The sequence below is a fragment of the Brevibacterium sp. AGC70 genome (assembly GCF_057334195.1).
This window is the reverse complement of sequence record NZ_JBHFIH010000018.1, coordinates 230,705-248,466: the sequence shown is the minus strand read 5'-3', so window position 1 is coordinate 248,466 and position 17,762 is coordinate 230,705. Positions and strand designations below refer to the sequence as shown.

Below are 17,762 nucleotides of genomic sequence, written 5' to 3'. Positions count from 1 at the left end.
TTGTCTGCTCGTTCGTCAGCACTCGATGACATTGACGGCGAGTCCGCCGAGTGACGTCTCCTTGTACTTCGACTTCATATCCGCGCCGGTCTGGCGCATCGTCTCGATCGCCTGGTCGAGACTGACCCGGTGACTGCCGTCGCCGTGCATGGCCAGTCTCGCAGCGTTGATCGCCTTCACCGAGGCAATGGCATTGCGCTCGATGCACGGGACCTGCACCAGGCCCCCGACGGGGTCGCAGGTCAGACCCAGGTTGTGTTCGAGTCCGATCTCTGCGGCGTTCTCAATCTGCTCGGGACTGCCGCCGAGCACGGCGCACAGACCTGCGGCAGCCATCGCACAGGCGGAGCCGACCTCGCCCTGACAGCCGACCTCAGCCCCGGAGATCGAGGCATTGCGCTTGAACAGGATCCCGATGGCCCCCGCGGTCAGCAGGAACTTCACGACGGCGTCGTCGCCGGCTCGTCCGTCATCCTCGGCACCCGCAGCATCGTCACCGGCCTCCCCGTCGCCGACGACGAAGCGATCCATGTAGTGCAGCACCGCCGGGATGATGCCGGCGGCCCCGTTCGTCGGTGCCGTGACGATGCGTCCGCCCGAGGCATTCTCCTCGTTGACGGCAAGTGCGTAGAGGTTGACCCATTCAAGCGCATCGAGGGAACCCGAGGCTCTGTACTCTGCGTCCTCGAGCCGCGCCCGCAGTTCCGGCGCGCGTCTGCGCACCTTCAACCCGCCGGGAAGCTCGGTCTCAGTGCGTGTGCACCCGTTGTGCACGCATTCGCGCATGACCGCCCAGATGTCGAGCAGCTGCTTGCGCAGGAGCTCGTCGTCCTGACGTTCGCGTTCGTTGATGGCCATGAGTTCGGCGATGGACACCCCATGCCGGCTGCACTGCTCGAGCAGCTCATCGGCGGTGGCGAAATCGAGGACGTCGCGGGAGTCCGCTGACTCGACTCCCATCTCATCGGCGGTGACGACGAAGCCACCGCCGATGGAGAAGTACTCGCGTTCGATGACCTCCCCGTCCACCTCGGCGCTCATCCGCATCCCGTTGGGATGCTGCGGCAGGGATTCACGCCGATGCAGCGTGAGGTCGGCCTCCGGATCGAAGGGGATGGTCCTGCGTCCGCCGAGGTTGATCGTCCCCTGCTCTCGCACCTCGGCGACCAGCGGACCCACGGCATCAGGATCGAGAGTCTCGGGCTCGCACCCGCTCAGCCCGGCGAGGACCGCGGAATCGGAACCGTGCCCGATTCCCGTGGCGGCCAGGGAGCCGAAGAGACCGACGCTGACCTTCTCGACTCGAGCGAAGTGACCATCAGCAGCCAGCTCATCGACGAATCGCACGGCCGCCCGCATCGGGCCCACTGTGTGCGAGGAGGACGGGCCGAGGCCGATGGAGAAGAGGTCGAGAACGCCGAGTGCCATCAGCCGGTGCTCTCGGAATCGTCGGCGGGCGCCCTGGCGTCGTCGGCGACGAACTCAGCCATTCCATCGAGCAGCCAGCGGACGGTGAAGTCCGCGAAACTCGCCCGCGGGTACACACGGTATTCACCCTCCGAGGAGTGGTGCAGGATGACCGGCACCGGCCCCAGCTGGGTGACGAGCGCCGTGCCCACGCCGAAGGCACGGGGGTGGAGATCGGCGCGGACACTCTTCTCAAGCACCTCACGGGCCTTCGACCCGGTCAGCTCGATGATCGTTCGGTTCGCGGACAGATCCACGGCCTGTCCGGGCAGTCCTTCGAGGGCCGCCTCGGCGACGAGGGTCTCGCCCGGACGCTGCTGGCGCGAGACATCGACGGCGAGGAATTCGTCGGGGCTCAGCCAGATCGTGTGCAGACCGGTCCCGTCCCCGGTGACTTCGCCGACCTGTTTGGGCAGCGTGATCCCGAGTGCGGACTCGAGGGCATCCGCCGAGGCGGTTCCCGGGGTGCATCTGAGACCGATCTGGACGGTGAACGCTCGTTCGCGCAGGCCCACGGCCCGCCCGCCCGCCTTGGTGGCGGTCGCCATCTCCTCGGTGAGGTGCGCTGCCGGGGAGACGCGGAGGGCATTGATCTCGTCAGTTGCCTCGAGCGTCTGTGTGCTCTGGGTGGTTTCAGCCATCGCGGCGGTTCCCTTCTGGATCGTAGAAGACGGGTGAGGTGATCTCGACGTCGACAAGCTCGCCGCCGACCGGAGACTGGGCGATCTCACCCATCCGGTTCCGGCCGTTCTCAACGAGCGCAAGGCCGAAGGGTCGGTCCATGCTCGGTGAGATATAGGACGAGGTGACGTGTCCGATCATCGGGACCGGGCCCGCCTCCGGGGTCAGAGCTGTGCCCGAAGTGATGAGCTGGGCACCTTCGGCAAGACGGGTCGTACCGTCGACGGGGAGGACACCGACGAGGTGCTTGCGGTCCTCACGTGACGTGTCGATCCGCGAGTACGAGCGCTTGCCGATGAAGTCCTTGAGCTTCGAGACGATCCAGTCCATGCCCGCGTCCTGCGGGGTGACGGTCCCGTCGGTGTCCTGACCGACGATGATGAAGCCCTTCTCGGCACGGAGAACGTGCATGGTCTCGGTTCCGTAGGGGGTGATGCCGAACTCTGCACCCGCCTCGGCGACGGCCTCCCAGACGGTGAGCCCGTAGAAGGTGTCGACGTTGATCTCGAAGGCGAGTTCACCGGAGAACGAAATGCGGCAGATGCGAGCCGGGATCCCGTTGGCCAGGGTGGTCTCCCTGAAGCCCATGAATTCGAAGGCCTCGTTGGACACGTCCAGATTCGGAGCGAGTTTGGCGATGACCTCGCGGGACTTCGGTCCGGCGACCGCGACGGTCGACCATTCCTCGGTCACCGAGGTGAAGACGACGTCGAGTTCGGGCCATTCGGTCTGGTGCCATTCCTCGAGCCATTCCAGTACGGTCGCTGCTCCACCGGTGGTCGTGGTCATGTAGTAGCGGTCCTCCGCCACACGCAGGGTCACCCCGTCGTCGAAGACCATTCCGTCGGGTTTGCACATGAGTCCGTAGCGGCCCTTGCCGACCTTGAGCTTGGCGAAGCCGTTGGTGTAGATCTGGCCGAGGAACTTGCCGGCGTCGGTGCCGCGGATCTCGATCTTTCCCAAGGTTGAGGCATCCTGGAAACCGACCGATTCGCGAACAGCCTTGCATTCGCGCAGCACCGCCGCGTCCATGTCCTCCCCGTCGGCCGGGTAGTACCAGGGCCGCTTCCACTGACCGACGTCTTCGAATTCGGCACCGTGGGCGATGTGCCAGGGGTGGATCGAGGTGACCCGCGCCGGGTCGAAGAGCTCGCCCTTGCGCCTGCCGGCCAACGCCGCGAACGGCACGGGCGCGAAGGGCGCACGGAAGGTCGTGTGGCCGACAGAGCCGAGGTCGGACTCGCCCAGCACCTGCGCGATGGCACCGATGGCGTTGACCGCGCTTGTCTTGCCCTGATCATTGGCCGTCGAGATCGAGGTGTAGCGCTTGATGTGCTCGACCGAGCGCATGCCTGCGTTCATCGCCCGCTGCACATCGGCAACGGACTGGTCACGCTGGAAGTCGATGAAATGCGTGGTCAGCTCGGCGTGATCGGCGCTGGCCGAGGTGACCAACCACAGTGGGCGGGCCTCGGCAAAGGGCACCGACGCCGCTCTCGGAACGCTCAGGGCAGCGGAGAACCCCGTGCGCTTGGCAGCCTCATGGCCAGCCTCCGAACCTTGTCTGAGGGCCGATTCGAGCGAGTAGTCGCCGGTGAGCGCACCGACGGTGAACTGGTCGCGCACGGGTGCAGTCGGAACGAAGGCAGCGATGTCGGCTCGCCAGGCGATTGGGCCCTTGCGCTGTCCGTGCAGATGGATGACAGGGGAGAATCCACCGGCCACGGCCAGCAGGTCCACATCGATGATCTCAGGGTCACCGATGGCCACACCGTCTTCGTCGAGACCGGAGACACTTATCGCGCTGACGCGCCCGGCAGGTCCCTCACCTGCAGTGTCGCTGACCGCGGACCCGAGGATGAGCCGAGTTCCGGTTTCCCGGGCAACGTACTCTGCCATCGCCGAGGCGGTTGTCCGCGAGTCGATGACCGCGGGCACCTCGATGCCTGCCGTGTGCAGATCGGCGAGCAGTTCGTATGCCGAGTCGTTCGTCGCAGCGATCGCGACGGACTGTCCTGCCGCGACGCCGTAGCGATTGAGGTAGGTGCGCACGGCCGAGGCGAGCATGATGCCCGGACGGTCGTTGTTGGCGAAGACGATCGGGCGTTCATGGGCTCCGGTGGCCAGCACGACCTGCTGGGCCCGGATGTGCCAGACCCGCTGGCGGGTGCCCGGGCGGGAAGTGCCGCGCCCCTGTGCACCCGATCCCCCGTTTTCGACGAGGTCGAGCGTGCGGTCCTCGAGCGCGACGAAGTAGTTCGAGTCATAGCTGCCGAACACCGTTGTGTTTCCTCGGTAGGTGAGCTCCTCCGCCTCGGCGAAGGAAGCCACGGTGGACTCGATCCACTTGGCGGCGGGCATGCCGTCGACGCTGTCGGTCGAACTCGACAGCAGTGACCCTCCGGGAGCGGACCTGTCGTCGAGCAGCAGCGTTCTGGCTCCCGACTTTCCAGCCTCACGGGCGGCGGCGAGTCCGGCGGGTCCGGCGCCGATGATGAGCACATCGGTGTGGACATGCTTGTGTTCGTAGACGAGCTCGTCCTGGCCCGGGTCGAGGATTCCGAGTCCGGCGAGGTAGTCGGCCTCGAGTCCTTCGGTGATGGGCACACGGGTGGCGGGCAGCATGGATTCGCTGACGTCGCCGGGGATGCGTCCCTTGACTCGGACGAGGGCGTTCGACTCCTCGATTCCGGCGCCGAGGATGCCACGGGCCCGGCCCAGGTAGGTCGAGTTGCCGCAGTCGATGCGTCCGGCGGCGATGAGGGCGCTGGCGATCGTGTCACCGGCGAAACCCGAGTACTGCCGGCCGTCGACTCTGAAGCGGATGGGACGCGTTCGGTCGATGCCGTTCGCGTTCTCGAGGCGGGAGTTCGTTTCTGCGGTGGTCATCGTGCACCCTCGCCTTCTGCTGGAGTCGGTGCCGGTTGTGCTGGAGTCGGTTCCGCGGTCGCCGGCTGCTTCGTCGCAGAGTCCGCAGTCGTAGGACGGGCCTCGCCCATGGGGTAGATGGCTTTGAAGTCATAGGTCACGGTGTCGCGGATGGCGTTGAACCATTTGCGGCACCCGAGGCTGTGACTCCACCGTTCGGCGTAGGCACCGCGGTCGTTGTCGCGGTAGAAGAGGAATTCGGCCCACTCTTTGTCGCTGAGCGCGTGGGGGTCGGCCGGGTAGGCGACGTGTGCCTGGCCGCCGTAGTGGAACTCGGTTTCGTCGCGTGGCCCGCAGTACGGGCAGCTGATGAGAAGCATGGCAGGTCCTTCTGTCTCGTATTCGCTCAGTGCGCAACGGCTGCGGCGCCGTGCTCGTCGATGAGGTGGCCGGTTTCGAACCGGTCGAGGGCGTAGGGGGCGTTGAGCGGGTGGGGTTCGTCGTTGGCGATCGTGTGCGCGAAGGTGAGCCCGGCGGCGGGCGTGCCCTTGAAGCCGCCGGTGCCCCAGCCGCAGTTGGCGTAGAGGCCTTGAACCTCGGTCTTCGACACGATCGGCGAGGCGTCGAGAGTGACGTCGACGATGCCGCCCCAGGTGCGCAGCACATGGGCCCGGGCGAAGATCGGGAACAGTTCGACAGCGGCGGCCAGCTGCTCTTCGATGACGTGGAAGCCGCCTCGTTGGCCATAGCCGTTGTAGGAATCAACCCCAGCACCCATGACGAGTTCGCCTTTGTGCGCCTGGGAGACGTAGACGTGGACATGGTTGGACATGACCACGGTCGGGTGCACGGGTTCGAAGAGTTCGGACACGAGCGCCTGCAGCGGGTGGGACTGGATCGGCAGACGGATGCCGGCCATGTCGGCGAGCACCGAGGAATCTCCGGCCACGCACATGGCGACCTTCTCGGTGGCGATGTGGCCGCGGGTGGTCTCGACACCGACGACCTTGTCGCCGATGCGCTCGATCCCGGTGACCTCGCAGTTCTGGATGATATCGACGCCCATCTCATCGCACTTGCGGGCGAATGCCCAAGCAACGTGATCGTGCTTGGCGATGCCGGCGCGCGGCTGATAGGTCGCGCCCATCACCGGGTAGCGCAGGTCGTCGCCGATGTTGATGATCGGGCAGACTTCCTTGACCTGCTGAGGGTCGAGCCACTCGGCATCGACTCCGTTGAGTGCGTTCGCATTCACCCGCCGCTGGGATTCACGCACGTCTTGCAGGGTGTGGGCGAGGTTGAGCACACCACGCTGGGAGAAGAGGAAGTCGTAGTCGAGCTCTTCCGGCAGCTGTTCCCAGAGTTTGAGCGACTTCTCGTACATGGCTGCGGACTCGTCCCACAGGTAGTTCGAGCGGATGATGGTCGTGTTGCGGGCCATATTGCCGCCGGCCAGCCAACCACGTTCGAGGATGGCGATGTTGGTCATGCCGTGATTCTTGGCCAGGTAGTAGGCAGTGGCCAGACCGTGCCCGCCTCCGCCGATGATGACGGCCTCGTAGGACTTCTTCGGTTCCGGGTTGCGCCACAGGAAGTCGGGGTGTTCGGGGAGTTGATCAGCCATCAGCGTGCTCCGATTTCGTTCATGGTGGGGTAGAGCGGGTGGGCGGTCGCCAGAGCCGACACACGGTCGCTGAGCTCGGCGATGACCTGCGGTTCGGCACCGGACTCGGCACCAGCTTCGGCAGCACCGGCCTTGAGCACCTCGGCGATGATGTCGGCCACCTCGGCGAAGGCAGCGGAACCGAACCCACGGCTGGCCAGGGCCGGGGTGCCGATCCGCAGGCCGGAGGTGACCATCGGCGGACGCGGATCGTTCGGTACGGCATTGCGGTTGACGGTGATGCCGATCGAGGCGAGCAGATCTTCGGCCTGTCCACCGTCGAGGACGGAGTTGCGCAGGTCGACGAGGACGAGGTGGACGTCGGTACCGCCGGTGAGGACGGTGATCCCGAGGTCGGCAACATCGGATTCGCCGAGGCGTCGAGCGAGTTCCGCGGCACCGGTCAGAGTCCGCTGCTGCTTCTCGACGAAGGTCTCGGAGGCAGCGAGACCGAAGGCCACGGCCTTGCCTGCGATGACGTGCTCAAGCGGCCCACCCTGCTGACCGGGGAAGACTGCGGAGTTGACCTTCTTCGCGATGTCGGCGTCGTTGGTGAGGATGATCCCGCCGCGAGGACCGCCGAGGGTCTTGTGCGTCGTCGAGGTCACGACGTGGGCATGTGGGACCGGAGAGGGGTGCAGCCCTGCCGCGACGAGCCCGGCGAAGTGAGCCATGTCGACCATGAGGTAGGCACCGACGGAATCGGCGATGCGACGGAATTCGGCGAAGTCGAGCTGGCGGGAGTAGGCCGACCAGCCGGCGACGATCAGTTTGGGCTGGTGTTCCTGGGCGAGGCGATCGACCTCGGCCATATCGATGCAGTTGGTGTCCTCGCGCACACCGTAGGCGGCGATGTTGTAGAGACGACCGGAGAAATTGATCTTCATGCCGTGGGTGAGATGCCCGCCGGCGGCGAGGTCGAGACCGAGCACGGTGTCGCCTGGCCGGATGAGTGCGTGCATGACAGAGGCGTTGGCCTGAGCACCGGAGTGGGGCTGCACGTTGGCGAATTCGGCGTCGAAGAGTGACTTGACACGGGCGATTGCGAGGCGCTCGACCTCGTCGACGTGCTCGCAGCCACCGTAGTAGCGACGCCCGGGGTAGCCCTCTGCGTATTTGTTGGTCAACACCGATCCCTGCGCGGCCATGACGGCGGAGGCGGTGTGGTTCTCCGAGGCGATCATCTCGAGCCCCTCGCGCTGACGAGCGAGCTCGGCATCGATGAGTCCGGCGATCTCGGGGTCGAGTTGCCCGAGGGGGGTGCTCAGTTCGACCGGCTCCCGGCTGGAGAAGTCCACGGACGAGGGCACGAGCGACTGAGCAGACGGCTGCGCCTGCGACTGGGTGGGCGACTCGAGAGGCTCGACGAGCTGTTCTGTCATGTGATCTCCTTCGACCATTTGATCGTCAACTAATATATCAGATGCGTTCCTGTAGTCTATGACGAGAAAACACGAAAGTGCAATGGGTGATTTCAGGAGATTGATAATGTCGTCGTCGGCTACCGTGAGCTCACCGAAGGTTTCCCTGGCCGAACGCGCCTATGAGATCCTTCGGCACCGCCTCATCATGCTCGACATCGCCCCGGGTGACCCCATCAACGAGGCTGCCCTGAGCGCAGAGCTCGAGGTCGGACGAACCCCGATCAGGGAAGCGCTCAAGCGTCTGGAGAGCGACCATCTCGTCGTCTCCTACTCCAGACGCGGAACCTTCGCGAGCAATGTCGACCTCAAGGACCTTTCGACGATCTCCGAGATGCGCGAGGTCCTCGAACCCATCGCCGCCCGCAAGGCCGCCCTCAACCTCACCCCTGAACGCCGTCGCGAGTTCGAAGCCACGATCGCTGACCTACGGTCGCTCAAAGAGACCGACGCACCGCGGGCCCTCATGGAGCGCGACCTCGAGGTTCACCGCCTCATCTATTCCTCGGTGGACAATCCGCATCTCATGGAGACCCTGGTGCGCCTCGATGACCTGGCGACTCGGATCTGGTGCCTGGTCATCCCCCGCATCCCCGACCTCATCACCCACATCCGCGAGCACATCGATCTGCTCGAAGCGATCCTCGAGGGCAAGGAGTCGGCCGTCGAAGCCCACGCCGCCGAGCACGTCCGCGAGTTCGACAAAACCCTGCGCGCCGCCCTGCGCTGAGTTGCGCTGAGTTGCGCAGAGTTGCGCAGAGTTGCGCTGCGTTGCGCAGAGTTGCGCTGGCGCTCGAGCGGTTGCGCTGCGTTGCGCTGAGTTGCGCTGGCGCTCGAGCGTCAGCGCCGAAGCCCTGACCCCAAGGGAGCCGCCGCCAACCACCCCGCGCCCCCGCCAACCGCCTCGCGCCAACGGTTGGTAAGTTCGCTTCGAAAAATCGGTCTTGATCGACACGAACTTACCAACCGTTGCACCAAGGCCGTGCCATAGGGCGCGAAAAAGGCCCTGCGGGGCATGATCGTCCCGCAGGGCCTTCGCCTATGCCGCGTTTTCCTGCCCGCGTGGCGCGCGACCCGATACCAGATTGCGCCGCCGGAGCCAGACCACCGGATTGCGCCGCCGGAGCCAGACCAGCGGAGCCAGCTTCGCTACCGGCTGGACACGCGGCCGAACATATTCGCGATCGGTGCCAGCAGCATCGGTCTGGCGGCGAACCAACCACCGACGACGACTGCCAGCGAGACCACGAACCAGATGAATCCGACCCAGTTATCCGCGTGCGTGCCTGCGAACATGTGGTTGAGATTCTGTAGGATCCCCGTCGTGAACACGAGGAACACATGGATGAGGACGAACACGACGAAGAAGATCATCGTCGGGAAGTGGATCGCACGAGCCAGGGGTGCAGGGTAGAACTTGTTGAGCTTGGTGGCGTCCTTCGGCCACCATTCGCTCATCCGCACGCCCGTGATCGCAGCCAGGGGAGCCGCGATGAAGATCACGATGAAGTACATGAGCTGCTGGAGCGAGTTGTAGTTGACCCACGCGTTCTCAGCGGGCCACTCGAGAGTCATGTACTGCAGCATCGCGGATACAGCATTCGGGAAGACTTCCCAGCTGGTCGGCACGATCCGCGCCCAGTGTCCGGAGATGAACAGCAGGACGACGAAGACAACACCGTTGGCCAACCACAGCAAGTCCAGGCTCGTGTGCAGCCACAGGTTGATGCTGACCTTCTTGCCACCCTTCTTCGGGGTGTAGAAGGCCGGCGGTTTCTGCTGGTGACGCACCTGCAGACCCGAACGGATGATGAGCACGATGAAGAAGATGTTGAGGAAGTGCGTCCAGCGTGCCCACGCTGGGAACCCTGGGTCGACGAACTCGGGCAGGTGGTATTCGCCCGGGTAGCGTTCGAGGAACTCGGGCACACCGGGCAGAGTCGTGACTCCCCGAGCCGCGAGGATGATGATCCCGGCAGCCACGATGAGTCCGCCGAGGCCAAGGCCACCGAGCTTCGCCCACTGACCCACGGACCTCGAACCGACCATCGTCGGTTCCTTCTTCTTCGCGGCAGCAGGCTTGGCTGCGGCCGGGCTCGGGGCAGAGGCCGATTTCGCCGGTGCGGAGCTCGACTTCGCGGCAGGCTTGGCTGCCGGCTTGGCTACTGGCTTCGCAGTCGGCTTGTCCGTGGCCTTAGCAGCAGGCTTGGCCATCGGCTTCCGCTGCGCCGGTCCTGTGGACTTCGGCAGTCCGGATCGGGAAGGCTTGTCGTCCGCCGAGGTGGCTGCTGGCTTCTCATCCGAGCTCGACGAGGCAGCCGCGGCACCGGCTGCACCTGCACCGACGGCCGCGGCTCCCGCTGCGGCGGCCGGAGCGGCCGAAGAGGAGTCGGAATCCGCCTGTGCGGAGGAATCCGCCTGTGCGGAAATGCTTGCCTGTGCAGACGAGTCCGTTGCTGGTTTTTCAGCCTGGGCAGCAGAGTCCGCGTCTTTAGCAGCAGGCGTCGAAGCGGCGCCGGTCGACGTGCTGTCGGCCGAGTCTGCGCTGGTCGAGGCAGAAGTCGACGCAGAGGTGGCACCGGCACTCGCTGGAGCAAAGCCCTCGGGCGGCCATGGGTCGCCACCGGCGACTCGCGGCAATCCGCGGCGAAGTGGTGTGTCACTGAGTTCGCCGGAGGACTTCTTCCCGGACGCGGCAACCGCCGCACCAGCGCCGACAGCAGCACCGGCGACACCGGCAGTTGCTGCAGCGGCTGGAACCGCCGACGACTTGTCCGCCTCAGCAGGCTGTTCACCTGCAGTTGGAGCTTCTTGATCTGTCGATGCGCTTGAGGTTTCGGCGGCCGGAGCAGCCGCAGCTGCCGGCGCCGATGAGGATGCAGATGTGGCCGAGGCGGCTTTCGCACCAGCCGGAGCCAGACCTTCTGGTGGCCACGGATCTCCCCCGGAAACGCGAGGCAGTCCCCGACGCAGAGGAACTTCGCCAGCAGGTGCAGGCTCAGTCCCTGCGGACTCGGTCGCTGCGGACTCAGCAGGTGCGGACTCAATCGGCGCAGGCTCAGCTGCAGCAGGTTCATCCGACGCGGCTGCGTCCTGAGCGCCGGAGCCTGATGCCACTGCGGCTGTGCCGACAGCTGCTCCTGCACCCGCGGTCGCGACAGCGGCGGCCGGAGCAGCAGAGGACTCAGAGTCGGACTGAGCTTCCGGTTCGCTCTCGGCATCCGAAGCGACTGGTACCTGCCCGGAGACAGAGTCTGCAGAGGCAGAAGCAGCCGAGCCGCTGGACGGAGCCTTCACACCGGCAGGTGCGAGGCCTTCCGGCGGCCACGGATCGCCGCCTTCGACGCGGGGCAGACCACGACGCAGCGGAACCTCACGGCTCGCCTCGGCGACAGATTCGGACGACTCAGACGGCTGCTCCAGCGTCTCAACGGGCGCTGAGCCCTCAAGAGATCCTGGGCCTTCTTCAGCCTCCGAGTCATCAACTGAATCCGCTTCCGGATTCGAATCGGAGGCAACGGCGGCCGTACCAGCAGCTGCACCCGCCGCGACACCAGCCGCGCCAACGGCAGCACCAGTTCCAACGGCCGCACCGGTCCCGACTGAGCCGGAATCCTCGGCGGGCTCTTCGGTCTCAACCGCCTGCTCGGCGACTGCGGGTTCACCCGCGTCTACCGAGCTATCCACCTCGGCGCTGGCATCAGTGGAATCCGGCTCGACGGATTCGTTCGGGGCAGCCGAATCTTCCGGCTCGAAGGACTCTTCCGACACAACTGAGGCGCCCGGCTCGAGCGGCTCACCGATGGCACCTTCAGGTGGCCACGGATCACCGCCCTCAACTCTGGGCAGGCCCGAGCGCAGCGAACTGGAATATGTGGCCATATCAGGACTGTTTCGCTTTCAAGGTCTCGATCGACTGCGGGACGACCTTGAACAGGTCGCCGACGACGCCGTAATCGGCGATGTCGAAGATCGGCGCTTCGCCGTCCTTGTTCACAGCGACGATGGTCTTCGAAGTCTGCATGCCGGCCTTGTGCTGGATCGCGCCGGAGATGCCGAGTGCCACGTAGAGCTGCGGCGACACGGAGACACCGGTCTGTCCGACCTGATGGGACTGGGCGATGTAGCCGGCATCGACGGCCGCGCGTGAGGCACCGACTGCGGCACCGAGGACATCGGCGAGTTCGCCGACGAGTTCGAAGGACTCCTCTGAGCCGACACCGCGGCCACCGGAGACGACCTTCGAGGCACCGCGCAGCTCGGGTCGAGATGAGGTCTCGACGACGGCATCGAAGGAGTCGATCTGGGCCGAGCGCTTGCCGGAATCGGCAACCTCGAGAGCCTGAGAGTTCGCCGACTGTGCTTCGCCACGGGTCTCGATGGATCCCTGACGAACGGTGATGACCGGGGCGCCGAAAGTCGGTGCCGACGATGCGGTGTAGCCGCCACCGTAGACGGAGTGGTTGGCCACGACGCCTTCGCTGTCACGCTCGACACCCAGGGCATCGACGGACAGAGCCGAACCGCTGCGGACCGCGAAGCGTGCGGCGATGTCGCGCCCGTCGATCGAGTGCGAGAGGAGGACGGCGTCGGGGGCGACGAGATCGCTCGCAGCACCCAGGGCGTCGACTGCGAAGGTTCCGAGAGCTGAGTTGCCCTCGGGCACCTCGGCGGTGAGAACCTGCACGGCGCCCAAAGATGCGGCCTGCTGCGCAGCTGCCTCGCCCTGGCCGGCAGGTGCAAGGACCAGCGCGACAGGCGAACCGATCTCACCGGCGCCGCCGAGCAGCTCAGCGGCAGGCTTCTCCAGCTGACCTTCGGCATCGGCGGTGAGGACGGCGAGAATGGAGTCTTGTGGGAATTCGGACATATCGATTCTCCTTAGGCCAAGCGGTTCTTGATGAGGTATTCGGCGAGCTCTGCTCCGCCGTTACCTTCGTCGACGATCTTCTCTCCGGCTTCACGCGGCGGCTTCTCGGCCACCGTGACCATGATCGATCGTGCTGTGGACTGGTCGTTGGCATCGACCTCGAGGTCGGACAGGCTGATGACCTCGAACGGCTTCTTCTTGGCCGCCATGATGCCCTTGAAGTTCGGGAACCGGGCCTCGGGAAGCGCCTCGGTGATGGAGATGACGGCTGGAAGCTGCGCGCTGACTTCCTGCTTGCCGCCCTCGACTCCGCGGGTTCCTGCTACCTTGCCGTCGCTGATCTCAACCGAGGTCAGGCCGGTCACGTGCGGGAAGTCCAGGTGCTCGCCGAGCATTGCGGGAATCATGCCGCCGTTGCCGTCGGTGGAGACGTTGCCGGTCACGACGAGGTCGAAGCCGCCACGGCGAATGGCTGCTGCCAGGACTTCGGCGGTGAGGCCGAGATCGGCACCGAGGAGCTCCTCGTCAGACACGTGCACGGCGTTGTCTGCGCCCATGGCCAGGCCCTTGCGAATCGTGGCGGTCGCGGTGTCGGGTGCCATCGAAATGACGGTCACCTCGGTTCCGTCGCTGCCATCCTTATACGAGAGAGCGACTTCGAGGGCACGCTCGCCGATTTCGTCGAGGACCGCTTCCGAAGCGGAACGATCCGCCAAACCGGTCTCCAAATTCAGTTTCCGATCCCCGTATGTGTCCGGGACCTCTTTGACCAACACCGCGATCTTCAAGGATGACTCCTATTTCCGTGAGGCAATTCATCTGCAAATGAGACTTCTGCCTCATAATCTACAGTCAGCACGTTCTCGTCCGACACCCGGGTCCGCGAGGAAGCCCGGAAAAGTACTCAGTCAGACATCTTACTTCCTGTGTGCTGCAGCTAACATGCTTATTGTACGAACGTTCGAACAAATTCTACCCGCACAGACCGATTGCGCCCTCATCGTGGCGACTCAAGCGATTGCAGAAGGAGTGAGAGCGCGCTCAAGGAACGGGCCCTAGAATGGAGCCACCGACCGTGACCAGGCAACGACTGCCCTTGGGAACGGAAGCGACCCGGTGAGTCCGACGCCCGCATCAACGCTGAAGGAGCGCCTCGTGGCATTCGACCTCGACGACATCGACCGCAGCATCATCGCTGCCCTTGTCGACGACTCGCGCCTGAGCGTCCGCCAGCTGGCCGAGCAGGTGCACATCTCGCGATCGGCCGCCCACAAGCGGTTCTCCCTTCTCGTCGAATCCGGAGCGATCAAAAAATTCACCGCCGAGGTGGACCGCAGCGCCCTCGGAATGACCGTGACCGCTGTGGTCGTCGTCAAGATCGGTGATCGGCCGTGGCCAGGGGTGCGAGATGACCTCGCCGAACTGCCGTTCGTCGAGAAGGTCCAAGCCGTCAGCGGTGACATCGATGCCCTGGTGACCGTGAATGCCCCCGACAACACTGCACTGTCCCAGGTCATTCTGCGCAGGATCCACGAAGTTCCGGGTGTGGTCTCCTCCCGCTCGCTGCTCATCCTCGATGAGGCGGAAGGACACCGTCCCGGTTCGGGTCACTGATCCTCGGGCTCAGCCCTTCTGGTAGTCCCGGATCGCCTTCTCGGCCATGTCCACTCCGTACTTCGCATCGGCGTATCCGGCGATCGTGGCCTTGCCGTGCGGGTAGACGTGCCCAGCCTTGGCTGCAGGCAGATCTTTGAACACCGCAGAGTCGAGCATCTTCTGTGTCAGTTCGTCGTACTCTCCGCGCATATTCGAGGTGACGAAGATGATGTCGGCATCGGACAGGCTCTTGTCGAGGACCTCCATCGAGATCTGTGCCTCCGGCTCTTTGATGCCCGACTTATTTCCGCCCTGAGTGGCTTTCGCGTACTTCTTGATGGACTCATCCTCTTTGGCCGACCAGTCGAATCCGAGTGGCGTGAAGAGGGAACTGACCATGTTCTCACTGCCCCACAGATAGGCGGAGTTGTCTTCGTAGGAGGAGACGACGCCGAGCTTCGTGCCCTCGATGGCGTCACCGTATTCCTTCGCGATCCGCTTCTGTTCGGCTTCGAAGTCGGCATCGAGCTTCGCGAGCTGGTCGGTCTGGTTGATGGCGTCGGCGACTTCTTGGACTCGCTGCTGCCAGTTCGCCCGGTCGCCGCCGCGCAGGGTGAATTGGTAGACCGGCGCGATCTCCTCCATCTGCGTGATCATGTCGGGCTCAAGGATGTTGGGGGCGAGGATGAGGTCGGGCGACACCTCGGCGAGCTTCTCCAGGTCGGGCTCTTCCTGGGCCACGACCGGAATGTCACTGAGTTCATCCACCCAGTCCTTGGGAACGGTGGGCTCTTGGTAGCCGCCCTGCCCGACGGGAGGCAGTTCGAGGTCCATGAGGGTCTCGGTCGCAGCGTAGTGCAGGGTCGCCACATTCTTCGGGTCGGCAGGGACTTCGACGTCGGCGCCGCTGGAATCAGTGACAGTGCGGGTCTCGGCGCCGCCAGAGGCCTCGGAGTCACCTTTTCCATCGCCTGAGCACCCGGCGAGGAGGCCGACGCTCGCCACTGACGCGATCACAGCTGTGATGATGCGATTGAGTTTCATGTGTTCCTTTCAACGTCGAGCCTGTGGCTCGCGACTGATGAACCCTCTAGGGCAGAGGGAAGATTCAGGCCCTGCGGGCGATGACGGCGCTGCGGAAGCGTCCGAACCCCCACCCGATGTCGACGACCTCGACCGCAGCGACGCCGAGATCGCTGAGACAGTCGCGCAGCTCCTCGCTCGTCCATGACGCATTGCCTGTCATGGCGTATGTTGCGACGAGCTCTTCTGCCTGATGATCATCGCGCTCGGCCTCGTCGGTGAGGGGTTCGACGATCACGATGCTGGCGCTGGATTCGAGGATGCGTGCCAGGAGAGCCTGTGCTTCTGTGCGGCAGCGTCCGGTCAGGCCCGCGAGCATCAGGGTGCAGTCGACGACTGGCCAGGGCTGATCGCCGCCGACGCTCGCGGTGCCGGGAATGTGGACGCTCCGGTCGGACTCCGATGCCTTGCGCGTGAGGGCGGCCGACACCTCGGCTTCGACATCACCCGCCAGGGCAACGCTTGCAGCTGTGGCAATGGGCTCGAGCTCGAGGATGATATCGAGGACGTAGCGCAGGTGATCGAGGGTGTGAGATCGGTGAGCGGTGTCGAGGGCGGCATCGACTCCACGCTGGGCCCTCCAGGTGGGAGCCTTCAGCGTCGGGGTCAGAACCTCGCCCGCCGGGGTCAGAGCCTTGCCCGCCGAGGCGGGTGCGGGCTTGTCGCCATGTCCGTTCCTGAGAACGTCGAGCAGATTGACGATTGAGAACAGATCTCGAATTGCTGGATCGTCGAGATTGAGTCCGTCCCCTGCGCCGTCACCGATGAGCACCGCGCCGGCCTGGGTGTTGCGATACGTTGCACCGTCACGTTCGAGGAGTCCGAGAGCACACATCGCAGTGAGGACGACGCGTGCGCCTTCGGTATCGATGCCGGCCGCCGTGGCGATCGCCTCGGCGGTGGTGATTCCTCCTGCCACGAGATCGCCGATGCCGAGAGTGACCGCGATCCGAGTGATGATCGGGGGCAGGATCTCGGTCATCTCGTGGACGTTGCCGACGATGCTCTGGCTGCTTTCGGACACGTCCGCGACCTCATCGCCGCCTGCGGTGGTCACACCGTCGGACGCAGCGGCTTGGGAGGTGGCGGCCTGGGAGCCAGCGGTTTGAGAGGTGACGGTTTCGCTCGTGGCATCTCCAGCAATCTCGCCCGATGCCGACCCGGTCTTCGTGACGGCGGATACCTTGCGCCAATACCCGATCACTTCGACGTCCTCCTTGGGCAGGCCGAGTTCGCGGCGCAGGTGACGGCGGATGGGCGCGATGGTCAGGGCCTCGCCTGCGCACCACGCGTAGGTTCGCCCGACCGGGAGAACCAGGTTCTTCACGGCCTCATACATGAGGGTGGAGTCCCCAGGAGAGGTGCCGCTGCGGATCAGCCAATCGATCTCGACGTCTGCGGCGGTGGAGATCTCCTGGATGTCCTCGGCGATCGGGACCTCGACGATGACGTGTCCGCTAGTTCCGACAGGTGCGGTCTCGAGCCAGCGGCGAACTGCGGGCAGGGCGGTCTCATCGGCCACGAGCAGGTGGAAGTCGATGCCTTCGCTGATGCCGGCGCTGGTCTTCGGGCCCGCGAACTTCAGAGAGTCGCCGACAGAGGCGCTGAAGGCCCACTCAGCGGCAAGGCCCGAGTCGTGACGGACGACGTCAACGGTAAACGAATTCGAATCTGCATCGACACTGCTGACCGTGTAATCGCGGGTGAAACGGAGAGCTTCTCGGTTCCAATTGAACCGGAACTCCCCCTGCTCACCGATGTCAAGGGATTCGGTCTCGGGAGTCGGTATGACGAGCTTCACGTGATCGTCGAAACCCTCGGAGTGGAATTGCGGCCGCGGCATCCCGTTCACCACACCTGCCGACAATTGGTCGCCCGCTACTGTCAGGCGCCGCATGTTCGGCGTGATATCCGCGATGCCGGTGACTTCCACCTCACGCAGGACGATCGGCAACACCTGCATGGGCCTGGAAGTACGCGGCATGAATTCGGCTCCGAGGGTCTCTTGACGGATGAAACATCGAGACCAGGGGTTCGCAGCTTCAAGCAGGTGTCAACCGCCTTCATGCACACAGATGCCCCTTGAGTCTCAGAGGTCAGCCTAACCTAAGTT

Annotated in this window: 13 protein-coding genes; 2 read left to right on the top strand and 11 right to left on the bottom strand. The window is 64.8% G+C overall.

The annotated features are described in order from the left end of the window. Nucleotides 1-15 precede the first annotated feature (15 nt). From ACE03M_RS16445 to glyA, 6 genes are read right to left on the bottom strand one after another with little or no spacing between them, the layout of a single operon-like run. Nucleotides 16-1,428: an L-serine ammonia-lyase gene (locus ACE03M_RS16445; RefSeq protein WP_143922846.1), complete on the bottom strand. Its 1,413-nt coding sequence runs from the start codon at nucleotides 1,426-1,428 to the stop codon at nucleotides 16-18. Further along, the gene (locus ACE03M_RS16440) at nucleotides 1,428-2,108 is read right to left on the bottom strand and encodes a sarcosine oxidase subunit gamma (RefSeq protein ID WP_143922845.1); all 681 of its coding nucleotides are present in this window, start codon (nucleotides 2,106-2,108) and stop codon (nucleotides 1,428-1,430) included. Before ACE03M_RS16440 ends, ACE03M_RS16445 begins: the two co-directional genes overlap by 1 nt. Next, nucleotides 2,101-5,037 carry a 2Fe-2S iron-sulfur cluster-binding protein gene (locus tag ACE03M_RS16435; RefSeq protein WP_485935107.1) on the bottom strand — a complete coding sequence of 979 codons (2,937 nt, stop codon included), beginning with the start codon at nucleotides 5,035-5,037 and terminating at the stop codon, nucleotides 2,101-2,103. The genes ACE03M_RS16440 and ACE03M_RS16435 overlap by 8 nt, the downstream gene beginning before the upstream one ends. After that, the gene (locus ACE03M_RS16430) at nucleotides 5,034-5,396 is read right to left on the bottom strand and encodes a sarcosine oxidase subunit delta (protein WP_485935106.1); all 363 of its coding nucleotides are present in this window, start codon (nucleotides 5,394-5,396) and stop codon (nucleotides 5,034-5,036) included. Before ACE03M_RS16430 ends, ACE03M_RS16435 begins: the two co-directional genes overlap by 4 nt. A gap of 26 nt (nucleotides 5,397-5,422) precedes the next feature. Beyond that, nucleotides 5,423-6,640, bottom strand: a complete 1,218-nt coding sequence (locus tag ACE03M_RS16425; protein ID WP_143922842.1) for a sarcosine oxidase subunit beta family protein — start codon at nucleotides 6,638-6,640, stop codon at nucleotides 5,423-5,425. After that, a complete protein-coding gene (gene glyA, locus ACE03M_RS16420) occupies nucleotides 6,640-8,061 on the bottom strand; it encodes a serine hydroxymethyltransferase (RefSeq protein WP_143922841.1) in 1,422 nt (473 codons plus the stop codon). Before glyA ends, ACE03M_RS16425 begins: the two co-directional genes overlap by 1 nt. Before the next feature lie 106 nt (nucleotides 8,062-8,167). Between glyA and ACE03M_RS16415 the strand changes: the two genes are divergently transcribed. Beyond that, nucleotides 8,168-8,830, top strand: a complete 663-nt coding sequence (locus tag ACE03M_RS16415) for a GntR family transcriptional regulator (protein ID WP_485935105.1) — start codon at nucleotides 8,168-8,170, stop codon at nucleotides 8,828-8,830. A 419-nt stretch (nucleotides 8,831-9,249) separates the two neighbouring features. On the opposite strand, the gene ACE03M_RS16410 is transcribed toward ACE03M_RS16415, so the two are convergent. Genes ACE03M_RS16410 through ACE03M_RS16400 form a run of 3 tightly spaced genes read right to left on the bottom strand, consistent with a single transcriptional unit; the run spans nucleotide 9,250 to nucleotide 13,758 of the window. Beyond that, entirely contained in the window at nucleotides 9,250-11,982 is a 2,733-nt protein-coding gene (locus ACE03M_RS16410; RefSeq protein WP_485935104.1) for a cytochrome b/b6 domain-containing protein, read from the bottom strand. A gap of 1 nt (nucleotide 11,983) precedes the next feature. After that, nucleotides 11,984-12,970: an electron transfer flavoprotein subunit alpha/FixB family protein gene (locus tag ACE03M_RS16405; protein ID WP_143922838.1), complete on the bottom strand. Its 987-nt coding sequence runs from the start codon at nucleotides 12,968-12,970 to the stop codon at nucleotides 11,984-11,986. 11 nt (nucleotides 12,971-12,981) lie between these two features. Next, complete coding sequence (locus ACE03M_RS16400) at nucleotides 12,982-13,758, bottom strand: electron transfer flavoprotein subunit beta/FixA family protein (RefSeq protein ID WP_485935103.1); 777 nt, start codon at nucleotides 13,756-13,758, stop codon at nucleotides 12,982-12,984. A gap of 367 nt (nucleotides 13,759-14,125) precedes the next feature. Between ACE03M_RS16400 and ACE03M_RS16395 the strand changes: the two genes are divergently transcribed. Then, complete coding sequence (locus tag ACE03M_RS16395; RefSeq protein ID WP_485935102.1) at nucleotides 14,126-14,584, top strand: Lrp/AsnC family transcriptional regulator; 459 nt, start codon at nucleotides 14,126-14,128, stop codon at nucleotides 14,582-14,584. Nucleotides 14,585-14,593: 9 nt separating this feature from the next. Here the strand turns inward: ACE03M_RS16395 and ACE03M_RS16390 are convergent, their stop codons facing one another. Together ACE03M_RS16390 and ACE03M_RS16385 are read right to left on the bottom strand one after the other, a co-directional pair. Next, nucleotides 14,594-15,610 carry an ABC transporter substrate-binding protein gene (locus tag ACE03M_RS16390; protein WP_143922835.1) on the bottom strand — a complete coding sequence of 339 codons (1,017 nt, stop codon included), beginning with the start codon at nucleotides 15,608-15,610 and terminating at the stop codon, nucleotides 14,594-14,596. Nucleotides 15,611-15,674: 64 nt separating this feature from the next. Then, a complete protein-coding gene (locus ACE03M_RS16385) occupies nucleotides 15,675-17,633 on the bottom strand; it encodes a siderophore-interacting protein (protein WP_485935101.1) in 1,959 nt (652 codons plus the stop codon). Nucleotides 17,634-17,762 lie beyond the last annotated feature (129 nt).

Coding starts and splice junctions, on each gene's coding strand:
- ACE03M_RS16445 (WP_143922846.1), bottom strand. CDS start 1,428: ATGGCACTCGGCGTTCTCGACCTCTTCTCCATCGGCCTCGGCCCGTCC.
- ACE03M_RS16440 (WP_143922845.1), bottom strand. CDS start 2,108: ATGGCTGAAACCACCCAGAGCACACAGACGCTCGAGGCAACTGACGAG.
- ACE03M_RS16435 (WP_485935107.1), bottom strand. CDS start 5,037: ATGACCACCGCAGAAACGAACTCCCGCCTCGAGAACGCGAACGGCATC.
- ACE03M_RS16430 (WP_485935106.1), bottom strand. CDS start 5,396: ATGCTTCTCATCAGCTGCCCGTACTGCGGGCCACGCGACGAAACCGAG.
- ACE03M_RS16425 (WP_143922842.1), bottom strand. CDS start 6,640: ATGGCTGATCAACTCCCCGAACACCCCGACTTCCTGTGGCGCAACCCG.
- glyA (WP_143922841.1), bottom strand. CDS start 8,061: ATGACAGAACAGCTCGTCGAGCCTCTCGAGTCGCCCACCCAGTCGCAG.
- ACE03M_RS16415 (WP_485935105.1), top strand. CDS start 8,168: ATGTCGTCGTCGGCTACCGTGAGCTCACCGAAGGTTTCCCTGGCCGAA.
- ACE03M_RS16410 (WP_485935104.1), bottom strand. CDS start 11,982: ATGGCCACATATTCCAGTTCGCTGCGCTCGGGCCTGCCCAGAGTTGAG.
- ACE03M_RS16405 (WP_143922838.1), bottom strand. CDS start 12,970: ATGTCCGAATTCCCACAAGACTCCATTCTCGCCGTCCTCACCGCCGAT.
- ACE03M_RS16390 (WP_143922835.1), bottom strand. CDS start 15,610: ATGAAACTCAATCGCATCATCACAGCTGTGATCGCGTCAGTGGCGAGC.
- ACE03M_RS16385 (WP_485935101.1), bottom strand. CDS start 17,633: ATGCCGCGTACTTCCAGGCCCATGCAGGTGTTGCCGATCGTCCTGCGT.